Source organism: Mesorhizobium sp. WSM4989 (genome assembly GCF_029625795.1).
Classification (GTDB): Bacteria; Pseudomonadota; Alphaproteobacteria; order Rhizobiales; family Rhizobiaceae; genus Mesorhizobium.
Map to the genome: position 1 here is coordinate 2,060,210 of NZ_JARTVN010000001.1, position 20,345 is coordinate 2,080,554.

The 20,345-nt window shown below is 63.8% G+C and carries 17 protein-coding genes; 4 read left to right on the top strand and 13 right to left on the bottom strand.

Annotated elements, in window-relative coordinates:
• Positions 1 to 79: 79 nt before the first annotated feature.
• From P9217_RS09855 to gcvA, 4 genes are all read right to left on the bottom strand, one after another.
• The gene (locus tag P9217_RS09855; RefSeq protein WP_095799108.1) at positions 80 to 1,384 is read right to left on the bottom strand and encodes an ABC transporter substrate-binding protein; all 1,305 of its coding nucleotides are present in this window, start codon (positions 1,382 to 1,384) and stop codon (positions 80 to 82) included.
• A gap of 258 nt (positions 1,385 to 1,642) precedes the next feature.
• A complete protein-coding gene (locus tag P9217_RS09860; RefSeq protein WP_278086099.1) occupies positions 1,643 to 3,103 on the bottom strand; it encodes a hypothetical protein in 1,461 nt (486 codons plus the stop codon).
• 183 nt (positions 3,104 to 3,286) lie between these two features.
• Positions 3,287 to 4,591, bottom strand: a complete 1,305-nt coding sequence (pncB, locus tag P9217_RS09865; protein ID WP_095799106.1) for a nicotinate phosphoribosyltransferase — start codon at positions 4,589 to 4,591, stop codon at positions 3,287 to 3,289.
• 298 nt (positions 4,592 to 4,889) lie between these two features.
• Positions 4,890 to 5,873 carry a transcriptional regulator GcvA gene (gcvA, locus tag P9217_RS09870; RefSeq protein WP_095799105.1) on the bottom strand — a complete coding sequence of 328 codons (984 nt, stop codon included), beginning with the start codon at positions 5,871 to 5,873 and terminating at the stop codon, positions 4,890 to 4,892.
• A 214-nt stretch (positions 5,874 to 6,087) separates the two neighbouring features.
• Here gcvA and speB point away from each other — a divergent pair, with 214 nt between their 5' ends.
• The 4 genes from speB to P9217_RS09890 all read left to right on the top strand — a co-directional run bounded on the left by speB (position 6,088) and on the right by P9217_RS09890 (position 9,539).
• Complete coding sequence (speB, locus tag P9217_RS09875) at positions 6,088 to 7,143, top strand: agmatinase (RefSeq protein WP_095782179.1); 1,056 nt, start codon at positions 6,088 to 6,090, stop codon at positions 7,141 to 7,143.
• Between the two features lie 196 nt (positions 7,144 to 7,339).
• Positions 7,340 to 8,140: a transporter substrate-binding domain-containing protein gene (locus tag P9217_RS09880; RefSeq protein ID WP_067323996.1), complete on the top strand. Its 801-nt coding sequence runs from the start codon at positions 7,340 to 7,342 to the stop codon at positions 8,138 to 8,140.
• An 89-nt stretch (positions 8,141 to 8,229) separates the two neighbouring features.
• A complete protein-coding gene (locus P9217_RS09885; protein ID WP_095799104.1) occupies positions 8,230 to 8,898 on the top strand; it encodes an amino acid ABC transporter permease in 669 nt (222 codons plus the stop codon).
• The gene (locus tag P9217_RS09890) at positions 8,895 to 9,539 is read left to right on the top strand and encodes an amino acid ABC transporter permease (RefSeq protein WP_066999193.1); all 645 of its coding nucleotides are present in this window, start codon (positions 8,895 to 8,897) and stop codon (positions 9,537 to 9,539) included. Before P9217_RS09885 ends, P9217_RS09890 begins: the two co-directional genes overlap by 4 nt.
• 40 nt (positions 9,540 to 9,579) lie before the next feature.
• Here the strand turns inward: P9217_RS09890 and P9217_RS09895 are convergent, their stop codons facing one another.
• The 9 genes from P9217_RS09895 to P9217_RS09935 all read right to left on the bottom strand — a co-directional run bounded on the left by P9217_RS09895 (position 9,580) and on the right by P9217_RS09935 (position 20,225).
• Positions 9,580 to 10,983 (bottom strand): MATE family efflux transporter, encoded by a 1,404-nt coding sequence (locus P9217_RS09895; RefSeq protein ID WP_095825552.1) that lies wholly within the window; start codon positions 10,981 to 10,983, stop codon positions 9,580 to 9,582.
• A gap of 164 nt (positions 10,984 to 11,147) precedes the next feature.
• On the bottom strand, positions 11,148 to 12,734 hold the full coding sequence (locus P9217_RS09900; protein WP_095799102.1) for an FGGY-family carbohydrate kinase: 1,587 nt from the start codon (positions 12,732 to 12,734) through the stop codon (positions 11,148 to 11,150).
• Positions 12,728 to 13,411 (bottom strand): HAD family hydrolase, encoded by a 684-nt coding sequence (locus P9217_RS09905; protein ID WP_095799101.1) that lies wholly within the window; start codon positions 13,409 to 13,411, stop codon positions 12,728 to 12,730. The genes P9217_RS09900 and P9217_RS09905 overlap by 7 nt, the downstream gene beginning before the upstream one ends.
• A 21-nt stretch (positions 13,412 to 13,432) precedes the next feature.
• Positions 13,433 to 14,911 carry a mannitol dehydrogenase family protein gene (locus P9217_RS09910; RefSeq protein WP_095825550.1) on the bottom strand — a complete coding sequence of 493 codons (1,479 nt, stop codon included), beginning with the start codon at positions 14,909 to 14,911 and terminating at the stop codon, positions 13,433 to 13,435.
• Between the two features lie 154 nt (positions 14,912 to 15,065).
• The gene (locus P9217_RS09915) at positions 15,066 to 15,836 is read right to left on the bottom strand and encodes an L-iditol 2-dehydrogenase (protein ID WP_278086098.1); all 771 of its coding nucleotides are present in this window, start codon (positions 15,834 to 15,836) and stop codon (positions 15,066 to 15,068) included.
• Positions 15,833 to 16,837 carry an ABC transporter ATP-binding protein gene (locus P9217_RS09920; RefSeq protein WP_066999175.1) on the bottom strand — a complete coding sequence of 335 codons (1,005 nt, stop codon included), beginning with the start codon at positions 16,835 to 16,837 and terminating at the stop codon, positions 15,833 to 15,835. The genes P9217_RS09915 and P9217_RS09920 overlap by 4 nt, the downstream gene beginning before the upstream one ends.
• A 35-nt stretch (positions 16,838 to 16,872) precedes the next feature.
• Positions 16,873 to 17,697 carry a carbohydrate ABC transporter permease gene (locus tag P9217_RS09925; RefSeq protein WP_067323984.1) on the bottom strand — a complete coding sequence of 275 codons (825 nt, stop codon included), beginning with the start codon at positions 17,695 to 17,697 and terminating at the stop codon, positions 16,873 to 16,875.
• A gap of 206 nt (positions 17,698 to 17,903) precedes the next feature.
• Positions 17,904 to 18,776 (bottom strand): sugar ABC transporter permease, encoded by an 873-nt coding sequence (locus P9217_RS09930; protein ID WP_127404037.1) that lies wholly within the window; start codon positions 18,774 to 18,776, stop codon positions 17,904 to 17,906.
• A 138-nt stretch (positions 18,777 to 18,914) separates the two neighbouring features.
• Positions 18,915 to 20,225: a sugar ABC transporter substrate-binding protein gene (locus tag P9217_RS09935; protein WP_278086097.1), complete on the bottom strand. Its 1,311-nt coding sequence runs from the start codon at positions 20,223 to 20,225 to the stop codon at positions 18,915 to 18,917.
• Between the last annotated feature and the right edge of the window lie 120 nt (positions 20,226 to 20,345).

The window sequence follows — 20,345 nt, forward strand, 5'->3', positions numbered from 1 at the left end:
ACCCCCCACTGCCCTGCCGGACTGTCCGGCAGGACAGAGGGGGGTGGCTTGGCGCTCACGCTCGGTGAAACGTCGAAGCTCACAGCGCTTGCGTCGTGTAATCCCCTTCCGGCTCGTAGAGGCCGTCCTCGATCTTGGTCTTGTGGACGACCTTCAGCTTGCCGCCTTCGACCTTGGAGATGTTCTGGATGCCGAAGCATTGGTGGATCTTGCCGTTAAAGGTTTTCGGACCCTGCGGATGCTCCGGCCCTTCGGCGAATTCCTTCAGCGCTTCGGTTGCCTCGACCAGCTTGGCGCGGTCTTCCGGCCCCTTGTAGCCGGCATCCTCCATCGCCTTCTTGACGACATAGAGCGTCTCCCAGCAGCCGAACATGTGGGCAGCGGTGGAGACGTCCTTGGGGTCGCCGACGGCGGCGCCATTGTCGTCGATGCCGACGGCGGCGCGATAGGCCTTCTGCGCGGCCGAGTCATCGGGCTGCGCGTAGCGCGGCGAGCCTTCCCAGAAATGGCTGCCGTCGAGGAATTCGAGGCCGGGGCTGTTGATGTCGACGGCCTCGAGGGAGTCGATGAAGCCGAAGAGCTGCGGCCTTTGCGAGCCGTAGAACTCGCCGAGTTCCTTGACGAACGTGAGCACGGCCGGACCGACCATGACGTGGTAGATCACCTCGGTCTCGGCCGGGATCTGCGGGAAGTATTTGGTGAAGGACGACTCCGTCGGGGGGATGGCGATCTGCGCGATCACGTCGGCGCCTTGCGCCTTCAACGCCGGCGGCAGGTAGTCGCGATGGTCGTAGCCGAAGGCGAAGTCGGGGAAGATCTGCGTCACCTTCTTGCCGGCATTCGCCGCGATCCACGGCGCCATCGACTGGATCTGGCTCTTCACGTCGGTGATGCCGGGCTGGAAGACGTAGCGGTTGAGCTTGGTCGAGGCGACGTGGTGGCCTTCGCTGACCACGAAATAGGGGATCTTGTTTTCGCCGGCGGCGGGCGCCGAGCCGATCACCACATGCGAGAACAGCGTGCCGAAAACGATGTCGGTCTTATGCTGCGTGGCGAACTTGCCGACCACCTCGGCGCCGCGGGCAGGATCGGTGCCATCATCTTCGATCACCAGTTCGACCTTGCGGCCGCTGATACCGCCGGCATCGTTGATCGCCTTGACGGCGGCAGCGCTCGTCTTCTCGTACCAGCGGCCGTAGGCGGCGCCGATGCCGGTGCGGTGCGACTGGAAGCCGATCTTGATCGGCGCCGAACTCTGCGCCTGGCTGTAGCGAACGAAGCCGGGCGCGAGCGCCAGGCCGGCGCCGGCGGCGATGCCTTTCAGCGCTGTGCGGCGGGAAAGCGTGCTTTTGGAGAGGTCGAAAAATCCGTTCTTGTCAGCCATGTCCGTTCCCCTGTTTTCAGTTTTTTGACCAGCGATAAGGCGGCTCGATCCTCCGCGCTCGGAGGACGCGAAAATTGCATGTGTACAAACTAAATCACCAAAGCCGTGACGTGGCAAGCGAGCTTCCACTCCAGCGCCGCCGCGCGTCCTCTAGGGGACGCGCAAAGGACGCTGGAGCACTTTCATTTTGCGCATGATCCTTTCCGAAAATCGAACCCGATTTTCGGGGTCATGCGCGCGTCATGACGGGCCCTTGTCTCATCCGGCCGTCGGCGTAGCAAGCAGCCATAGGCCGAATATGGTGTAGGCGATCATCAGAAGCGTCAGCGGCAGCTGGCTGAGCGCCGCGCGCGACGGCTGCGGGTGGAGTCGCCAGGCTAGGCCGTGTGCGATCAAGACCGCTAGCACATGGCCGACGATGATGACGCCGGCCTGCAGATTCCAGAGCCACCAGGCCGACTCGGCGCCGGCGACAACGCCCGCCTCGACCATCCTGTCGGCGGTGCCGAACAGGTTCCAGCCGAGCGCGAACGGGTCGGACAAAGCGACCAGCGCGTATTGGCCGTCGACGAGCAGCGCCGTGAGGTAGTGGGCGATGTGGTAGGCGAGCGCGATCGGCACGATCGACCAAACCAGGAGGCCGGCGGCTTTCTCGAACGGTTGCCCGTCGCCGGCAAGGCGCTGGCCGAGTGAAACGGCAAGCGCGAACACGGCCGCCAACAAGATGAATGTCAGCACCAAGCCAAAGCTGCCGATGCCGATCAACGCGGTGCGGCCGGGAAATTCCAGCGGATTGACGCCGAACAGGCCGAGCCAGAAGAAGGTTTTGGAAAGACCGTCGAAGGATACGGACGAGAGCGCCAGCAGCAGGAACGCCGTGCCGCTTGCCGGCAGCGACGAGGCGGAAAGCAGCTTCGCACCGGGCCAGCCGAGGTGGAGCCGGCCTTTCTCGCGCTGCAAAGGCGCGAAGCGGGCGACCATGGAGAAAAAGACGGTGAGGAATTCGCCGCGCCGACTCCAGTCTCCGTAGCCGAAGACGCATATGGCGGCGAAGCTGAGCAGCCAGTAGATGCCGGCGGCGAAGGCCAGGCGCGACGGATCGTCGGGCGCGGGATCGATGAGCTGGAACCAGGCGAAGCCGAAGAACAAGACGAACGCCGGCCAGTAGCCGAGCCATTTGGGAAGGCGCGATGGGTCGGCTTCGTAAGTGCGAAGGCTGAAGACGCGAGATGCAACACGCCAGGGGCCGTACCACGGGTTGAGCCAGGACCAGAGATCGCCGAGTGCGCCCTGCAGCAGCGTGAAACCGGCCCAGAGCAGTGTCCAGATCACCAGAGGCAAGGGGTTGGAGAGTGGATCACGGCTGCCGAACAGGCCGGTGGCGATGAGAAGCACGAAGCCGGCAAAGGAAAGCAGGCTGAGGACGGTGCGCGGGTGATCGCTGACAGTGAACAACGAGAGGCGCCGGCGCCAGAAGCGGTCAAGAGCGGCGGGCGGCAGCAGCGCCAGCGTCAGAAAGCTGAAAGCGACCGCAAGCGCGCCACCAGCGATGTAGTAGCCCGTGGGAAGAAGCAGGACGTGGCCGCGGTCAGAGGCGTGGGCGAAGGCGGGGGTGGGGAGGAGAGGTATGAATGAGGCCGCCATTGCGAATGACGTATTTCGAAGCCGTCGATTTCCACCGACGTGCTCCTTCGCACCCACCTCTGTCCTGCCGGACATCTCCCCCGCAAGGGGGGAGATCGGATGTCGCGCGCGATTTCGCCAATTTTGACCGCCGCAGAAAGAGGCAGATTGCGCGAAACTGCCAATCTCCCCCCTTGCGGGGGAGATGTCCGGCAGGACAGAGGGGGGTGGGCGGGAACTCAAGTTATCCGGTTATCCGAAATTCTATTCGAGCAGTCCTCACACCTTGACCAGCTGCTCCACCCGCCCCTTCTCGCCGAAGATGCGCAAATAACGCTTGACCTCCTTCTCATCGCCGGTCGACTTGGCGGGGTTGTCGGAGAGCTTGACCGCCGGCCGGCCATTGGCTTCGCTGACCTTGCAGACCAGCGAGATGGCGTCGAGGCTGTTGGTCTCGGTCGGCGCGCAGCCTTCGAAATCATTGGTGAGGTTGGTGCCCCAGCCGAAGGACATGCGCACCTTGCCGCGGAAATGCTTGTAGGTCTCCTCGATGGTCTCGACCTCGAGCCCGTCGGAGAAGATGAGCAGCTTCTGTTTCGGATCCTTGCCCTTCTCGCGCCACCAGGCGAGGATCTTCTCGCCGCCTTCGATGGGCGGCGCGCTGTCGGGGCGGAAGCCGGTCCAGTCGGCGATCCAGTCCGGCGCGTCGCGCAGGAAAGCGGACGTGCCGAACGTGTCGGGCAGCACGATCAGCAGATTGCCGCCATAATAGCGCTGCCAGTCCTGCAGCACCTTGTAGGGCGCCTGCCTCAGCTCCTCAACGGAATTGGCAAGTGCCGCAAACACCATAGGCAGCTCGTGCGCATTGGTGCCGAGCGCCTCGAGGTCGTTGTCCATGGCCAGAAGCACGTTCGACGTGCCGGTGAAAGCCTCGCCGATGCCTTCCTTCAGCGCCTCGACGCACCAGCGCTGCCACAGGAAGGAGTGGCGGCGGCGGGTGCCGAAATCGGAAATGCGGATGCCGGGCAGTGCCTTCAGCCGCTCGGTCTTGGCCCACATCTTGGCCTTGGCGCGGGCGTAGAGCACGTCGAGCGCAAACTGGCCGAAGGAGCGCATGGCGGCGCGCGAGCGCAGTTCGTTGATGATGGCGAGCGCCGGTATCTCCCACAGCGTGGTGTACATCCAGGGACCGGGGAAGGACAGTTCGTACTGGCCGTCGCGCTTGGTGAGTTCATAGTCGGGAAGGCGGAAATCCTCCAGCCAGGCGAGGAATTCCGGCTCGAAGATCTGCTTGCGACCATAGAAGGTGTTGCCGCCGAGCCAGATCATCTCCTTCTTGGTGAAGCGCAAGGTGCGAGCGTGGTCGAGCTGCTCGCGCAGTTCGCCTTCGTCGATCTCGTCGGCGAGCCGCACCGAGGTCGTGCGATTGATCAGCGTGAAGGTGGCGTCGACGTTGGGGTACATGCCCCAGATCATCTGCAGCATCAGAAGCTTGTAGAAATCGGTGTCCAGCAGGCTGCGGACGATGGGGTCCAGCTTCCAGGTGTGGTTGTAGACGCGCCGCGCTATATCGGTTCGTGCCATATCTGCTCACCCAAAAAGCGCGTCGCGCTTGCGTGATTCCAAGCGCGGCGCCTCAAGTCCCTGTTATGAAGCATTCCGGACGGAAAACCGCCGCGCAGCTCCCAGAATTGTTAACCAGCTGCGGTCTTAGCATTGTATTTTTGAAAGCGCTTCCTGCTTTGCAAGCAGGCCCGACAAAAAGCAGCTATGCAAGTCCAGCGATCATGACGCTGCGCCAGAGCATTTCACCGTTGCACGGCAACCGCGAAATGCTCTTGGCTTTCTTGTTGTTGACGCGAATCTCCGGACGGAAGACCGCTCACACTTTTCCTGGAATCGCTCTAGCCCCGATCACCTTGAGCGCCGGGCGCTTCCTGCGGCTCGGCACACGGCCGGCGACCGGGGCATCGGCGCGGCCCTCGTCCTGCTCCTTTTCGGCAAACAGCCAGTCGATGAAAAGCTGGACGATCGGCGCCGAGCGCATCTCGTTGCGGCAGACGACATAGAAGTCATCGACCGCCGGCACCGACAAAGCGAAGGGCGAGACGAGCATGCCTCTGGCGAGCAGGGCGCGCGCGGTCACGGAATCACCGAGCGCCACGCCGTGGCCGTGGACGGCGGCCTCCACCGCTATGCGCGCGTCGCCGAGGTGATGGCGGCGGCCGCGCTCCAGGTCGAGCGCGTCGGCGGCGGCCAGCCAGGTGTGCCACTCGCGGCCGTCGTCGCCATGCAGGAAAACGTGGTCGGCAAGGTCGCGCACACTGCGGATCGGGCGGTTGTTGATCAGCGTCGGGCTGACCACCGGAAACAGCTCGAGACCCGACCATTTGCGTATCCAGCAGTCGCTCCAGCTGCCATCGCCATAATGCACGCAGACGTCGATGTGCGGCGCGCGGATGTCCCTGGCGTCGTTGGAGGGGATCAGCGTCAGCTGGATGTCGGGATATTGCGCGGTGAAGGAGCCGAGCCGCGGCGTCATCCACAACAGGAGCAGCGCCGGCACGCAGGACACCGACAGCACACCGGTGCTTGCGGGGCGTGTCATGCGTTGCGTCGCGGCGGCGATGCCGTCGAAGGCCGCCGAAACCGCCGGCAGGAACTCAGCGCCGTGCGGCGTCAGCTTCACGCGCTGACCCGCGCGCTGGAAAAGCTTTACGCCGAGCGATTGCTCGAGCGCCTTGATCTGGTGGCTGACCGCGCCATGCGTGACGTTGAGCTCGCCTGCCGCCTTGGTCAGCGAGGCATGTCGCGCCGTCGCCTCGAAAGCGCGCAACGGGTTCAACGGCGGCAAGCGCTTGGCCAAGGACAGCTCCCGACTTTGTGAGATTTTCTCACAGCAAAGACCCTAACAATATCAATTGATTTTTCAATACAGTTGCCCGACACTTTTGCCCGGAACAGCTCAACAGACGTAGATTTCGCAGGCGCCGGCGGGCAACGATCAGCCGGATGACTGCTGGCTTGGCAGGCGTCGGTGCAGCCGCCGCGCTGCAAGCAGTCACGGAGGAGGACCGGACATGGGTTACGATCGCGGCAAGCTCGAAGCGTTGCGCCGCAAATATGGCGAGAGCCATGGCGGCGAGATGTTCGATCCGAAATTCCGCAAGGTCGCCGACAAGATCTTCAGCAAAAGCGGCACCCGGCTAGCGCCCTATTCCGGCATCCCGACCTTCCTTGCCGCGCCGTACCGGCAGGTGGCGGCCGACAATCCGGATTTCGGCGACTTGCAAGTGGCGATGATCGGCGTGCCGATGGACCTTGGCGTCACCAACCGGCCGGGCTCACGCTTCGGGCCGCGGGCGCTGCGCGCCATCGAGCGCATCGGCCCCTACAATCACGTGCTGGAATGCGCGCCGACGCATGAGCTGCGCGTCGCCGACATCGGCGACACGCCGTTCCGCAGCCGTTACCGGCTGGAGATCAGCCACGAGGACATCGAAAAGCGCACCAACCAGATCGTCGACGCCGGTGTGCTGCCGCTTTCGGTCGGCGGCGACCACTCGATCAGCCATCCGATCCTGAAGGCGGTCGGTAAGCAGGCTCCGGTCGGCATGATCCATATCGACGCCCATTGCGACACCAGCGGGCTGTTCGACATGACCAAGTTCCACCACGGCGGACCGTTCCGCAACGCGGTCCTGGACGGCGTGCTCGATCCCACCCGCACGATCCAGATCGGCATTCGCGGCTCGGCCGAGTATCTGTGGGAGTTCACCTATGAATCCGGCATGACGGTGGTCCATGCCGAGGAGGTGACCGGCCTCGGCATACCCGCCATCATCGAGAAGGCGCGGAAGATCGTCGGCGACGGCCCGACCTACATCTCCTTCGACGTCGACAGCATCGATCCGGCCTTCGCCCCGGGCACCGGCACGCCTGAAGTCGGTGGGCTGACGACGCGCGAGGTGCTCGAGCTGCTGCGCGGCCTGAAGGGACTCAACATCGTCGGCGGCGACGTCGTCGAGGTGGCGCCGCAATATGACGCGACCACCAACACCGCCCATGTCGGCGCGCAAGTCCTGTTCGAGATCCTGAGCCTGATGGTGTTCAGCCCGGCAATCAAGAAAGGCTGACACGAGAGCGTTTCACCGCTTCATGGAATCGGCGAACCGCTCTAACGCTTTGTTTCTACGCAATTCCGGACGGAAGCTATACGAAGTCGCCAAGCGTAGACCGCTTCCCGCTTTTCCTGGAATTGCTAACCAGTACGGCCGTCGCGCTGGAGCCGGCGGCCGGTTTCAACAACAAGCTTCCAGCAGGGGAACTAAAATGACTCTTCGAAACACACTGAAATCCGCACTTGCGGCACTCATCATGCTCGGCGCCGCCGGTCTTGCCTCGCAGGCCAAGGCCGACGCCATCGACGACATCACCAAGGCCGGGGCCATCAATGTCGGCATCTTCTCCGACTTCCCGCCTTTTTCCTCGGCCAGCGCCGACATGAGCATCAAGGGCTATGACATCGACGTCGCGCAGGCGATCGCCGATTCCTTGAAGGTGAAGCTGAACCTCGTCAGCGTCACCGGCCAGAATCGCATCCCGTATCTCACCGACAAGCGCGTCGATATCCTGATGAGCGTCGGCTATTCGAAGGAGCGCGAGCAGGTGATCGATTTCGCCGCCGCCTACGCGCCCTATTACATCGCCGTCATCGGCCCGGCCGAGCTTGCCGTCAAAGGCAAGGACGACCTTGCCGACAAGTCGATCGCCGTCAATCGCGGCACGCTGGAGGATACCTCGCTCACCCAGGCGGCGCCCGCCTCGGCCGACATCCGCCGCTTCGACAACTACAATTCCGTCATCCAGGCCTTCATCTCCGGACAGACGCAGCTCATGGTGGTCGGCAACGATGTCGGCGCGCAGGTGCTGGCCAAGCAGGTTGCATTGAAGCCCGAGCAGAAGTTCCAGCTGCTGACCTCGCCCTCGCATATCGGCCTCAACAAGAACGAGGATAGGCTGAAGAAGGCGGTGAACGATGCGGTCGCCAAGATGCTGGCGGACGGCAAGCTGGACGAGAGCTCGAAAGCCTGGCTGAAGACGCCGCTCAATCCCGACAACCTCAAGGATTGATCTCGCTTGGCGGTTCAGCGCGCATGAAGCGCTGAACCGCTCCCGTACTTGTTTCTTGCGCTACACGCTTTCCAACAGGGCCAATCGCGATGGGCTACAGCCTGGACTTCGGCTGGCTTGCGGGTGCAGCGGGCGTGATCGCGCGCGGCGCGGCGATGACGCTGCTTCTGATCGTCGTCACCACGCTGGCCGGCACTTTCCTCAGCATCCTGGGCGCCGCCGGACGCCGGAACGGCCCGAGGCCGCTCAAGCTGGCGATCGGCTGGTATGTCGAGGTGATGCGCAACACTCCGTTCCTGGTGCAGCTGTTCTTCATCTTCTTCGGACTGCCCAGCCTCGGCATCCGACTCGATCCGATCCTGGCCGCCATGCTGGCGATGACGCTCAACATGGCGGCCTACACGATCGAGATCGTCGGCGCGGGTCTGGACGCGGTGCCGCGCGGGCAGACGGAGGCAGCACTTGCGCTCGGGCTCAGGCCCAGGCAGGTGTTCATCAAGATCGTGCTGCCGCAGGCGCTGAAAGTGATCTATCCGGCGCTGACCAGCCAGATCGTCATCATGATGCTGGAATCGGCCGTGGTGTCGCAGATCGCGGTGCGTGAACTGACCTACGAGGCCGACATGCTGCAGGCGCGCACCTTCCGCGCCTTCGAAACCTATCTGGTGGTGACCATGGTCTATCTCGGCCTGTCGATGGGGCTGCGCCGGCTGCTGGTCAGCGGCGGACGCCGCGCACTCGGAGCCGGCGTGTCATGATCGAATTCACCCTCTGGGACATATTGCGCAACCTTCTGCTCGCCGCGCGGTGGACGGTGCTGTTGTCGCTTGCCGCCTTCGTCGGCGGCGCGCTGGTCGGGCTGGTCGTGCTGTTCTTCCGCATAGCCAAGAACAAATGGATCAAGCGGATCGCTTCCGGCTATATCGCGCTGTTCCAGGGCACGCCGCTCCTCATGCAGCTTTTCCTGATGTTCTTCGGCCTGCCGATGTTGGGGCTGCGCATCGAGCCATGGACCGCCGCGGCGCTCGGCCTCACCTTCTTTGCCAGCGCCTATCTCGCCGAGATCTGGCGCAGCGGTGTCGATGCGCTGCCGCGCGGCCAGTGGGACGCCGGCGCCAGTCTCGGACTGCATTATCTGCAGGAACTCAGGCTGATCATCCTGCCGCAGGCCTTCGCCATCACGCGCGCCCCGACCGTCGGCTTCCTGGTGCAGCTGATCAAATCGACGGCGCTGACCTCGATCATCGGTTTCGAGGAGTTGGTCAGGACCTCCAACGCCATCAACAACGCGACCTTCGAACCCTTCACCGTCTACGGGCTGGTGGCGCTGATCTTCTTCGTGATGTGCTTCCCGCTGACGCAATATGCGCGGCGGCTTGAGCGTGTCGCCGCACACTGAAGGTCGACGAGGGCCGCCGCCTGACCGGCGGCCGCTCTTCTCAATGGCTGAACGACAGCGCCGGCGCGATGCGATCGCGCCGCAGCCAACGGACGAGCAGGAGCACCGCCACCACCGCCAGGCCTGACGAAAGGCCGATCCAGATGCCGACGCCGTTGAAGCCGAAATGGAAGGCGAGCAGCACGCCGAGCGGAAGGCCGACCCCCCAATAGCCGATCGCGGCATAGATCATCGGCACCTTGGTATCGTGCAGGCCGCGCAGCATGCCGGCGGCCACCGCCTGCGCGCCGTCGAAGATCTGGAACAGCGCGGCAAACACCAGGAAGGACACGGCAAGCGTGATCAACCTGGCATTGGCCGGATCGGCGAGATCGATGAAGGCGCTGATCAAAAGATGCGGCCATAGGATCATCACCAGCCCCATCAGCGCCATGAAGGAGACGCCGATGACAAAGCTGGTCCAGCCGGCGCGCGAGACGCCCTCGGGATTGCCGGCGCCATGTGCCAGGCCGACGCGCACGGTGACCGCCTGGTTGAGGCCGAGCGGCACCATGAAGGAGATCGAGGCGATCTGGATGGCAATCGCGTGGGCTGCCAGCGAATCCGCGTCGATCAGACCCATCAGCAGGGCTGCCGCATTGAAGATCGTCACCTCGAAGGCGAGGATGCCGGCGATCGGCAGGCCGAGCCTCAGCAGGCCGCGGAAGCGCGGCCAGTCGGAGCGCCAGAAGCGGCCGAAGAGGTGATAGCGGCGGAATTTTTTCTCCAGCACCACCACGGCCGCCAGTCCAACAAACATCAGCATGCTGGAAAGCGAGGTGGCGAGGCCCGAGCCGGCGATGCCCATCGGGCGGACGCCGAGGTTGCCGAACATGAAGACCCAGTTGAAGAAGGCGTTGCAGGCGACGGCGACGAAAACGATGATCAGCGCCCAGCCGGGCCGCTCCAGCGCCGAGATGAAGGAGCGCAGCACGATATAACCGTAAAAAGGCAGCACCGCCCATTGCAGCCAGTGCAGGTAGATGCCTGCCTGGTGCGCGAGGTCCGGCTTCTGCCCCATGGCCAAAAGCACTTCTTCGCCATGCCAGAGGAACAGCCAGATCGGGATCGAGACGAGGACCGCCAGCCAGAGTCCTTGGCGCACGGTGCGGCGCAGGTCGCGCACCGAATGGCGGCGGCGGCCGAGCTCGGTCGCCATCATCGGCGAGGTGGCGAGCATCAGGCCAAGCCCGAAGATCAGCGGCATGAAATAGAGGTTGGAGCCGAGCGCGCCGGCGGCCAGCGTGTCGGGTCCCAAACGGCCCATCATCATGACGTCGGTCGCGGTCATGGCGGTCTGGCCGAGATTGGTGAGCACCATCGGCCAGGCAAGCGACAATGTTGCCCTGATTTCCTGACGCCAAAAATTTTCCGGCGCGCGAGCGCCGGCTTCGATCGCAGACATTTTCCGCTCTTCAGACCACGGCGCGTCGGGACTCGCCCGGAAGCCGCACGCAAACGGCGCAAAATGGCGCCGTTTGCGCCGTCTTGTGAACGAAATGCGACATATTGGCAAGGAGGAGGAGCGGCGACCTATTGAGCCAGCGGGAAGCGCAAGAGCCGGGCCTTCTATTGGATGGTGTCGAGCGCCTGCCGCTGGCGGTGCATTTCGAGGAAGATGCGATAGTCGCGGTCGAAGCGAGCGCCGGCGGCCGGATTCGGGGGCCGCGTCCTGCCGCCCTGCTGCATGGCCACGCAAGCGGCGTTGAGGTCGGGGTAAAGCCCAGCGGCGGTCGCAGCGACCATTCCGGTGCCGAGCAACACCGCCTCGTCGGCCAGCGGCTCGATGACGGTGCAGCCGGTGGCATCGGCATAGAGTTCCATCAAGAGCGGGTTCTTGGTGTGGCCGCCGGTGACGTGCAGCGTGTCGATCAAATAGCCGTTCTCGTTCAGCGCCTCGAGCACATGGCGGACGCCGAGCGCGATGCCGACGGCGGTGCGCCAGTAGAGCTTGCACAGGCTGTCGAAGGACGAATCGAGTGTCAGCCCGCTGACGACGCCAACCGCGTGCGGGTCGGCGAGCGGCGAGCGATTGCCGTGGAAATCCGGCAGCACATGCAGCCGCGCCGCCAGCGCATCGCCCTCGGCGGCGCGCAGTTCGGCGACGCGCTCGGCGATCCTGGCATGCATTGCCGCATCCGGCTCGCCGCCGGCGCCGTGCCAGCGGATGATGTGGTCGAGCAGAGCGCCGGTCGCCGACTGGCCGCCCTCCGACAGCCAGAGCTTTGGCAACGCCGCGCCATAATACGGTCCCCAAACGCCGGCGAAGGGCTGCGGATCCTGCGACATCGCCATGACGCAGGACGAGGTGCCGGCAATCAGCGCCAGGTGCCGGCTGATGTCCTTCTCGTCGCCGGCGAAGCCGCCGAGCACACCGAGCGCGCCGGCATAGGCGTCGATAACCCCGGCGCCGACCCGGCATTTCTCCGTCAGGCCGAGATCTGCCGCCGCATCGGCCGTGAGTTGCCCGATATCGATGCCGACGGGGCTCGCCTTTTCCGGGAGATTGCCATGCTCGAAGAGATCGCCGATGCCGACGAGCTTGAAGAAATCGCGCCGCCAGCCCGTCTCCTCATGCGCGAGATAGGTCCATTTGGCCGTCAGCGTGCATTGCGAGCGGGCGAGCGATCGGGTCGCTTTCCAGGTCAGGAAATCGGCGAGATCGAACAGATAGCCGGCTTCATTCCAGGTTGCGGGCAGGTTGCGCTTCAGCCACATCAGCTTCGGCGTTTCCATTTCCGGCGACATCACCCCGCCGATATAGTCGAGCACTGCATGGCCGCTTCTGGTGCATTCGTCAGCTTCGGCGATGGCGCGATGGTCGAGCCAGACGATGGTGTCCCAGCGCTTCTCTCCCGTGACCGAGACGCTCAGCTGATCGCCCCGCCTGCCGCGCACCACCAGCGAGCAGGTGGCGTCAAAGGAGATGCCGACAATATCCGATGCGGCGACGTTCGTCTTCTCGCGCGCGGCCCGCACGGCGGCGCAGACTGCCGACCAGATATTTTCCGAATCGTGCTCCGCGTGATCGGGCTTAGGCTGGTGCATGGCGATCGGCCGCTCGGCGCGGCCGAGCAGGTTGCCATGCGAGTCGAGAATGCCCGCGCGAGCGCTCCCGGTGCCGACATCGACCGCGCAAACGAAACTCGTCAAGATGCTTTTACTCTCGCTCCCAGGTCTGCAATCAGGTCGGGCAATTGCAGCATGTCAGCGAATATAAAGTCCGGTTCGGTCGACGCAAGCCGCGCCTTGAGCGCAGGGTTGTTTGCATGCGATCCGCCGGTGAAGGCAAAGACACGCATCCCCGCCGCTCGCGCCGCGGCGATGCCGGCCGGGCTGTCCTCGATGACAAGGCATTTGCCCGGATCAGCGCGCATCGCGGCGGCGGCATGGAGAAACAGGTCCGGCGCCGGCTTGCCGCGCTTGACCATGGCGGCGCTGAAGAGGTGCGGCTCCAGCAGGCCCAGCAGGCCGGTGACCTCGAGCGCGTAGCGGATGCGCTCCAGCGTGCCGGAAGAGGCGACGCAATGGGGCAGGCCAAGCTTCGGCAGGATCTCCTTGATGCCGGGGATCGGCTTCAGCTCCTCGCGGAACTTGCGCATCAGCTCGACGCGCATGGCGGTGAGATGCTGGTCGCTGATCTCAAGCCCGAAATCGCTGCCGAGGATCTCGCGCACGCTCTTCATGCTCTTGCCGAGGAAATGCTCGTAGGCGGCGTCCTCCGAGACCGTGCCGCCGGCGAGCTCGATCATGCCCAGCAACGCGGTCACCGAAAGCGCCTCGCTGTCGACCAGCACGCCGTCACAGTCGAAGATGACGAGCTCGGGCGTCATTGCGGCTGCGTCCAAAGAGCTTCAGAGCTTATCGGCGAGATAGCGCGTCAAGGTTTCGCGCGCGCCGTTCGCCCACAATTCGTTCAGCGCATGGGCGAAGGCTTCGGCAAAGACGGCGGAGCGGCCGACATCGCCATAGATGTCGTCCATCGCCAGCCAGGCCTCGGGCGAGTTCTTCGCCGCTTTGGCGGTCGCCTGCATCCGGTCCCAGTTCGGATCGTTCGGCTCGATGACGGCGCCGCTGTCGGTGGTGCCGAAGCAGTAGCGGCACCAGAGCGCGGACTCCAGAGCCAGGCCGGCAACACCTTTCCCCGCCTTCAGTCGGTCCGCGGCGGTCGGAATTATGAATTTCGGCTGGCGGTTGGAACCGTCGAGGCAAAGCCTTCGGATGGTGTCGCCGATCTTGGGGTTGGAGAAGCGGCGCTCGATGAGCTGGTAGTAATCCTCGAGCACCGTGTCGGGCACCGGCGGCACGGTCGGGATGATCTCGTCGCGCTCCACCTTGGCGAGAAAGCGGCGCACCAGAGGCTCCTGCATCGCCTCATGCACGAAATGGATGTCCATCAGGCCCGCCGGATAGGCAATGGCTGCGTGGCCGCCGTTCAAGATGCGGATCTTCATCAGCTCGTAAGGCGAGACATCCTTGACGAACTGGACGCCGGCCCGTTCCAGCGGCGGCCGGCCGGCGGTGAAATGATCTTCCAGCACCCATTGTTTGAACGGTTCGCAGAAGACCGGCCAATTGTCCTCCAGCCCGAAATCATTGGCCAGAATGCTGCGCTCGCGATCGGTGGTGGCCGGCGTGATGCGGTCGACCATGCCGTTCGGGAAAGCGACGTTGTCCCTCACCCAGTTGGCCAGAGCCTCGTCGATCAGCCGGGCAAGGCCGATGACGCCGTCGGAGGTGACGTGGCCATTGTGGGGGATGTTGTCGCAGGACATGACCGTGAACGGCACGATGCCGTCGGCGCGCCGGCGCACCAGTCCGGCAAGAATGATGCCGAAGACTGTCTTCGGTGCCGCACCGGGCTGGGCATCGGCGACTATGTCGGGATGGGCCGGATTGAACTTTCCGGAGGCCGGATCGATGAAATAGCCGCCCTCGGTGATGGTCAGCGACACAATCTTGATCGCAGGGTCGGCGAGCTGCTCGACGATCGCCTCAGCATCGCCCGGCATCAGGAAATCGACCATGGCGCCGGTGACGCGGGCGCTCATATGGCCCTGGTCCTGCTCGACCACGGTGGTCAGCCAGTCCTGCTCCTGCAGCCTGGCGCGGCCGGCCTTCTCGCCCTCGAACACGCCGGCGCCGATCAGCGCCCAGTCATGGCCGAGGCCGGAATTGAACAGGTCGTCGAGATAGACAGCCTGGTGCGAGCGGTGGAAGTTGCCGACGCCGAAATGCACGATGCCGGCCTTCAGCGCGGCGCGATCGTATTTCGGACCGGAAACCTTCGACGGAAGCTTGGCGAGGTTCGAGGAAGAGAGTTTCACGGTCATCTTACTTACCCTTTGGCCGATATGCAGCCCGACAATCCAACCCCCAATTCACCCGCTTGGGGGAGCGGTGAGGGGCAGCATCCGTTTGCCGGTATGCGCCCCTCACCTGCCCCGCGACGCGTCCTCCCCGGAGGAAGAGAGGCGCGCTTCCCCCTCAACTCATCCATTGACCGCCATCGACGTTGTAGGTCTGGGCGACAATGTATTCGGCTTCGTCACTGGCGAGGAAAACCGCCATGCCAGTCAGATCTTCGGCTCGACCCATGCGGCCATAGGGCACGCTTTCGCCGACGAGCCTCTTCTTCTCGCCCTTCGGCCGGTTCTCATATTTGGCGAACAGCGAATCGACGTGATCCCAATGCTCGCCGTCGACGACGCCCGGTGCGATGGCGTTGACGTTGATGCGGTGCTTGATCAGGTCGAGTCCGGCCGACTGGGTAAGCGAGATGACGGCGGCCTTGGTGGCGCAATAGACCGCGACCAGGGGCTCGCCGCGGCGCCCGGCTTGGCTCGCCATGTTGATGATCTTGCCGCCCCGGCCAGCAGCGATCATCGAGCGGGCCGCCGCCTGCAGCATGAACAGCGTGCCGGCGACATTGACGGAGAAGAGCTTGTCGTAGCTCGCGCGGCTGATCACGACGATGGGCGCAAGGTCGAACAAGGCGGCATTGTTGATCAGGATGTCGAGGCCGCCGGCGTTCGCTTCGACGGCTTTCACGCTGGCCTCGATCGAGGACTGGTCGGTGACGTCGAGCCGGATCGCGTAAGCGGCAGAGCCGATATCCTTTGCCGTCGCTTCCGCCGCTTCGAGATTGATGTCGGCAATCGCCACCCTGGCGCCTTCGCGAACATAGGCTTCGGCGAAGGCCCTGCCGATGCCGCGCGCCGATCCGGTGATCAGCGCCGATTTGCCTTTGAGCCTCACTGCGCCAGCGCCTTGCCGTCGGCGCCGAAGCGATGGAGCTTGGCCTTGTCGGGCGTCAGGTAGACGGTGTCGCCGTGCTTGACGGCAACCTCGCCGTCGGCGCGCACATTGATCGTGCCGATGCCATCGGTCTGGACATGCAGGAAGGTGTCGGAGCCGAGATGCTCGGCAACGCCGACCGTCGCCTTCCAGTCGCCGGCCGTGGTCGAGATGTTGATGTGCTCGGGCCGGATGCCGATGGTCTTGGCGCCATATTTGTCGGCCGGCGCGCCTTCGATCAAGTTCATCTTCGGCGAGCCGATGAAGCCGGCGACGAACAGGTTCTTCGGCGTTTTGTAGAGTTCCATCGGCGAGCCGACCTGCTCGATGTTGCCGGCATTGAGCACGACGATCTTGTCGGCCATGGTCATGGCCTCGACCTGGTCGTGGGTGACATAGATCATCGTCGTCTTCAGCTGATGATGCAGTTCGCTGATCTCCAGCCGCATGGTGCCGCGAAGGGCTGCGTCGAGGTTGGACAGCGGCTCGTCGAACAGGAAGGCCGATGGCTGGCGCACGATGGCGCGGCCGATGGCGACGCGCTGGCGCTGGCCGCCGGAGAGCTGGCCCGGGCGCCGCTCGAGATAGTTGGTGAGGTTCAAGACGCGCGCCGCGTCCTTGACCTTCTTGTCGATGGTCGCCTGGTCCTCGCCGGCCATCTTCAGCGGGAAGGCGATGTTCTTGGCGACCGTCATATGCGGGTAGAGCGCGTAGGATTGGAAGACCATGGCAAGCTTGCGCTTGGCCGGCGCCTCGCGGGTGACGTCGCGGCCATCGATGCTGATGGTGCCGCCGCTGGTGTCCTCCAGCCCGGCGATCAGCCTGAGCAGCGTTGACTTGCCGCAACCCGAGGGGCCGACGAACACGACGAACTCGCCGTCCTCGATGGCGAGGTCGATGTTCGGAATGATCGTCGTCGACCCGAAGGACTTGGAGACGTTCTTGAGCGTGATGTTTCCCATGGTTTCCTCCCCGGATTTCGCCCGCCGCTTACGGTTTACTTCACGGCGCCAAAGGTCAGGCCGCGCACCAGCTGCTTCTGGCTGAACCAGCCCATGATCAGAATCGGCGCGATCGCCAATGTCGAGGCGGCCGAGAGCTTGGCCCAGAACAGGCCCTGCGGACTGGAGAAGGAGCTGATGAAGGCGGTGAGCGGTGCGGCCTCGGTGGTGGTCAGGCGGATCGTCCAGAACGCCTCGTTCCAGGCCAGGATGATGTTCAAGAGCATGGTCGAGGCAATGCCGGGAACGGCCATGGGCGTCAGCACATAGATGATCTCGTTCCACAGCGAGGCGCCGTCCATGCGCGCCGCTTCGAGGATCTCGCCCGGGATCTCGCGGAAATAGGTGTAGAGCATCCAGACCACGATCGGCAGGTTGATCAGCATCAGCATGATGGTGAGGCCGATGCGGCTGTCGAGCAGGCCGGTGTCGCGGAAGATGAGATAGATCGGGAACAGCACGGCGACGGCCGGCATCATCTTGGTGGAGAGCATCCACATCAGGATGTCCTTGGTCCGCTTGGTCGGCGAGAAGGCCATCGACCAGGCCGCCGGCACGGCGACGATGAGCGCAAGGACGGTCGAGCCGACCGACAGGATCACCGAATTGAGGAAGAACTTGAAATAGCCGCTCTGCGCCTGCACCTCGGAGTAGCTTTCCGTGGTGCCCGACGGGATCAGGGCGAAGCCCTGGATCGCCTCCTGCTCCGACTTGAAGGATGTGATGATCGTATAAAGGATCGGGAAGAAGATCAGCAGGGCGACGACCCAGGCCGCGACTGTTGCGATCGTCTTGTGCTGGGTGGTCACTGCGCGTGCCATGTCAGGTCCTCCCGTATCGGCGATGTTGGCGGCAGGGTCGACCCCAACTCCGGTTTGCTGCGCAAACCACCTCTCCCCCGATCGACGGGGTAGAGGAAGCGCGGGGCTTCGATGCAGGCGTTTCCTCTCCCCCGGGCAGGGGGAGAGGTGTCCCGCGCAGCGGGACGGAGTGGGGGTGGTTCAGCGCAAGTGGCATCGTCTTGCCCCTACTTGTCCAGGTTCCTGCCGACCGCGCGCATGACGAAGAAGGCGACGATGTTGGCGAGAATGACCGCGATGACGCCGCCTGCCGACGCCTGGCCGATTTTGAATTCCAAGAGCGCCTTCTGGTAGACGAGGAACGGCAGGTTGGTGGAGGCGTAGCCGGGACCGCCATTGGTGGTGACCAGGATCTCGGCATAGACCGAGAGCAGGAAGATGGTCTGGATCAGGATGACGACGGTGATGGCGCGCGACATGTGCGGCAGCGTCAGATACCAGAAGCGGCTGAGGAAGCCGGCGCCATCCATCTCGGCCGCCTCTTTCTGCTCACCGTCAAGCGATTGGAGCGAGGTGAGCAGGATCAGCGTCGCGAAGGGCAGCCATTGCCAGGCGACGATCAGGATGACGGCGGTCAGCGGGTGCTGACCGAACCAGTCGATCGGGTTGGCGCCGAAGAAGCGGGCAATATCGGCAAAGACGCCGTATTGCGGGTGCATGATCATGTTCTTCCAGACAAGCGCCGCCACCGGCGGCATGACGAAGAACGGCGAGATGACCAGGATGCGCACGAAGCCCTGACCCCAGATCGGCTGGTCGAGCAGCAGCGCCAAAAGGATGCCGCCGATCACGGTGATGACCAGGACACTGACGACGATGGTCAATGTGTTGAGGATCGACTGCAGGAAGGCGGGGTTGGAATAGAAGAGCTTGTAATTGGCGAACCAGACGAACCCATCGCGGATCGGATTGAGCGGGTTGTACTGGAGGAACGAGAACCACAGCGTAAAGACCAGTGGCACGATCATCCAGACGAACAGCAGGATCACCGACGGCGCCATCATGAAACGGGCAAGCGAACGGGTTTGCTGAGTAGCCATGACGGTCACCCTCCCAAGGTCAGCCGGATTTTAGACTTGTGCCAGAATTCCTGATTGCAAAGGTGGCCGCCCGAACTGGGTTTCGGGCGGCCTATGCCGGTCATGATCCGCTACCGGCGTTCGGCACCGGGAGGAGCCTTACTTGAGGTAGCCGCCTTCGGTCATCGCGGCGGTCGCCGCGTCCTGGGCCTGCTTCAGCGCATCATCGACGCTCGACTGGCCGGCAAGAGCGGCGGAGAAGAGCTGACCGACGGTGGTGCCGAGGCCCTGGAATTCCGGGATGGCCACGAACTGCACGCCGACATAGGGCACCGGCTTGACGGTCGGATGCGTCGGGTCGGCGGCATTGATGGAGTCCAGCGTCATCTTCGCGAAGGGCGCTGCCTTCTGGTACTCCGGATTGTTGTAGAGCGAGGTCCGCGTTCCGGGCGGAACGTTGGCCCAGCCTTCCTTCGAAGCCACCAGTTCGAGGTAGTGCTTCGAGGTCGCCCAGGAGACGAACTTCTCGGCGGCGTCGGCCTTCTTGGTGCCGGCGGGGATTGCGAGAGACCATGCCCACAGCCAGTTGCCGCGCTTGCCGAGACCCTTGTCGGGCGCCAGCGCATAGCCGACCTTGTCGGCGACCTGCGAGGCCTTCGGGTCGGAGACGAAGGACGCGGCGACGGTGGCATCGATCCACATGCCGCACTTGCCCTGCTGGAACAGCGCAAGATTCTCGTTGAAGCCGTTGGAGGACGCGCCCTCAGGACCATCTGCCTTCATCAGGTCGACATAGAACTGCAGCGTGTTCTTCCATTCCGGCTGGTCGAATTGCGGCTTCCAGTTCTCATCGAACCAGCGGGCGCCGAAGGAGTTCGACATGGCGGTCAGGAAGGCCATGTTCTCGCCCCAGCCGGCCTTGCCGCGCAGGCAGATGCCGTTCACGCCATTGGCCCGATCGGTCATCTTGTCGGCGGCCTCCTTGATGAAGTCCCAGGTCGGCGCGTCGGGCATTTTGAGCCCCGCCTTCTCCATCAGGTCCTTGCGGTACATGACGAAGGAGCTCTCGCCGTAGAACGGCGCGGCATAGAGCTTGCCGTCGACCGAAAGGCCGCCGGCAATGGCCGGGATGATGTCCTTGACGTCGTAGTCGTCGCCGAGCTTCTCGAGCGGCAAGAGCCAGCTCTGCTTGGCCCAGATCGGAACCTCGTAAGTGCCGATGGTCAAGACGTCGTACTGGCCACCCTTGGTGGCGATGTCGGTGGTGACGCGCTCGCGCAGCACGTTCTCTTCGAGCGTGACCCAGTTGAGCTGGATGTCGGGATTGGCCTTCGTGAAGTCGTCCGTCAGCTTCTGCATGCGGACCATGTCGCCATTGTTGACGGTGGCGATGGTGATGGATTCGGCATGCGCGGCAAATACAAGGGCGCTGGCCGACAACAGGCCCAGGGTGAGCGTGCGAAGTTTCATCAATTCCTCCCTAAAACCAAGATGAGCATTTGCCTTGGTTGTGGGCAATTACTCACTAAGTGTGAATTATGTCAAGCCGGAATCGATGCTGCAGCGCAGCACAAATCGATGTCGCGCCCG

Excerpts from the sequence above, each read along its gene's own strand:
- P9217_RS09855 (WP_095799108.1), bottom strand. The coding sequence starts at position 1,384 with ATGGCTGACAAGAACGGATTTTTCGACCTCTCCAAAAGCACGCTTTCC.
- P9217_RS09860 (WP_278086099.1), bottom strand. The coding sequence starts at position 3,103 with ATGTCCGGCAGGACAGAGGTGGGTGCGAAGGAGCACGTCGGTGGAAAT.
- pncB (WP_095799106.1), bottom strand. The coding sequence starts at position 4,591 with ATGGCACGAACCGATATAGCGCGGCGCGTCTACAACCACACCTGGAAG.
- speB (WP_095782179.1), top strand. The coding sequence starts at position 6,088 with ATGGGTTACGATCGCGGCAAGCTCGAAGCGTTGCGCCGCAAATATGGC.
- P9217_RS09880 (WP_067323996.1), top strand. The coding sequence starts at position 7,340 with ATGACTCTTCGAAACACACTGAAATCCGCACTTGCGGCACTCATCATG.
- P9217_RS09885 (WP_095799104.1), top strand. The coding sequence starts at position 8,230 with ATGGGCTACAGCCTGGACTTCGGCTGGCTTGCGGGTGCAGCGGGCGTG.
- P9217_RS09890 (WP_066999193.1), top strand. The coding sequence starts at position 8,895 with ATGATCGAATTCACCCTCTGGGACATATTGCGCAACCTTCTGCTCGCC.
- P9217_RS09895 (WP_095825552.1), bottom strand. The coding sequence starts at position 10,983 with ATGTCTGCGATCGAAGCCGGCGCTCGCGCGCCGGAAAATTTTTGGCGT.
- P9217_RS09905 (WP_095799101.1), bottom strand. The coding sequence starts at position 13,411 with ATGACGCCCGAGCTCGTCATCTTCGACTGTGACGGCGTGCTGGTCGAC.
- P9217_RS09910 (WP_095825550.1), bottom strand. The coding sequence starts at position 14,911 with ATGACCGTGAAACTCTCTTCCTCGAACCTCGCCAAGCTTCCGTCGAAG.
- P9217_RS09920 (WP_066999175.1), bottom strand. The coding sequence starts at position 16,837 with ATGGGAAACATCACGCTCAAGAACGTCTCCAAGTCCTTCGGGTCGACG.
- P9217_RS09925 (WP_067323984.1), bottom strand. The coding sequence starts at position 17,697 with ATGGCACGCGCAGTGACCACCCAGCACAAGACGATCGCAACAGTCGCG.
- P9217_RS09930 (WP_127404037.1), bottom strand. The coding sequence starts at position 18,776 with ATGGCTACTCAGCAAACCCGTTCGCTTGCCCGTTTCATGATGGCGCCG.
- P9217_RS09935 (WP_278086097.1), bottom strand. The coding sequence starts at position 20,225 with ATGAAACTTCGCACGCTCACCCTGGGCCTGTTGTCGGCCAGCGCCCTT.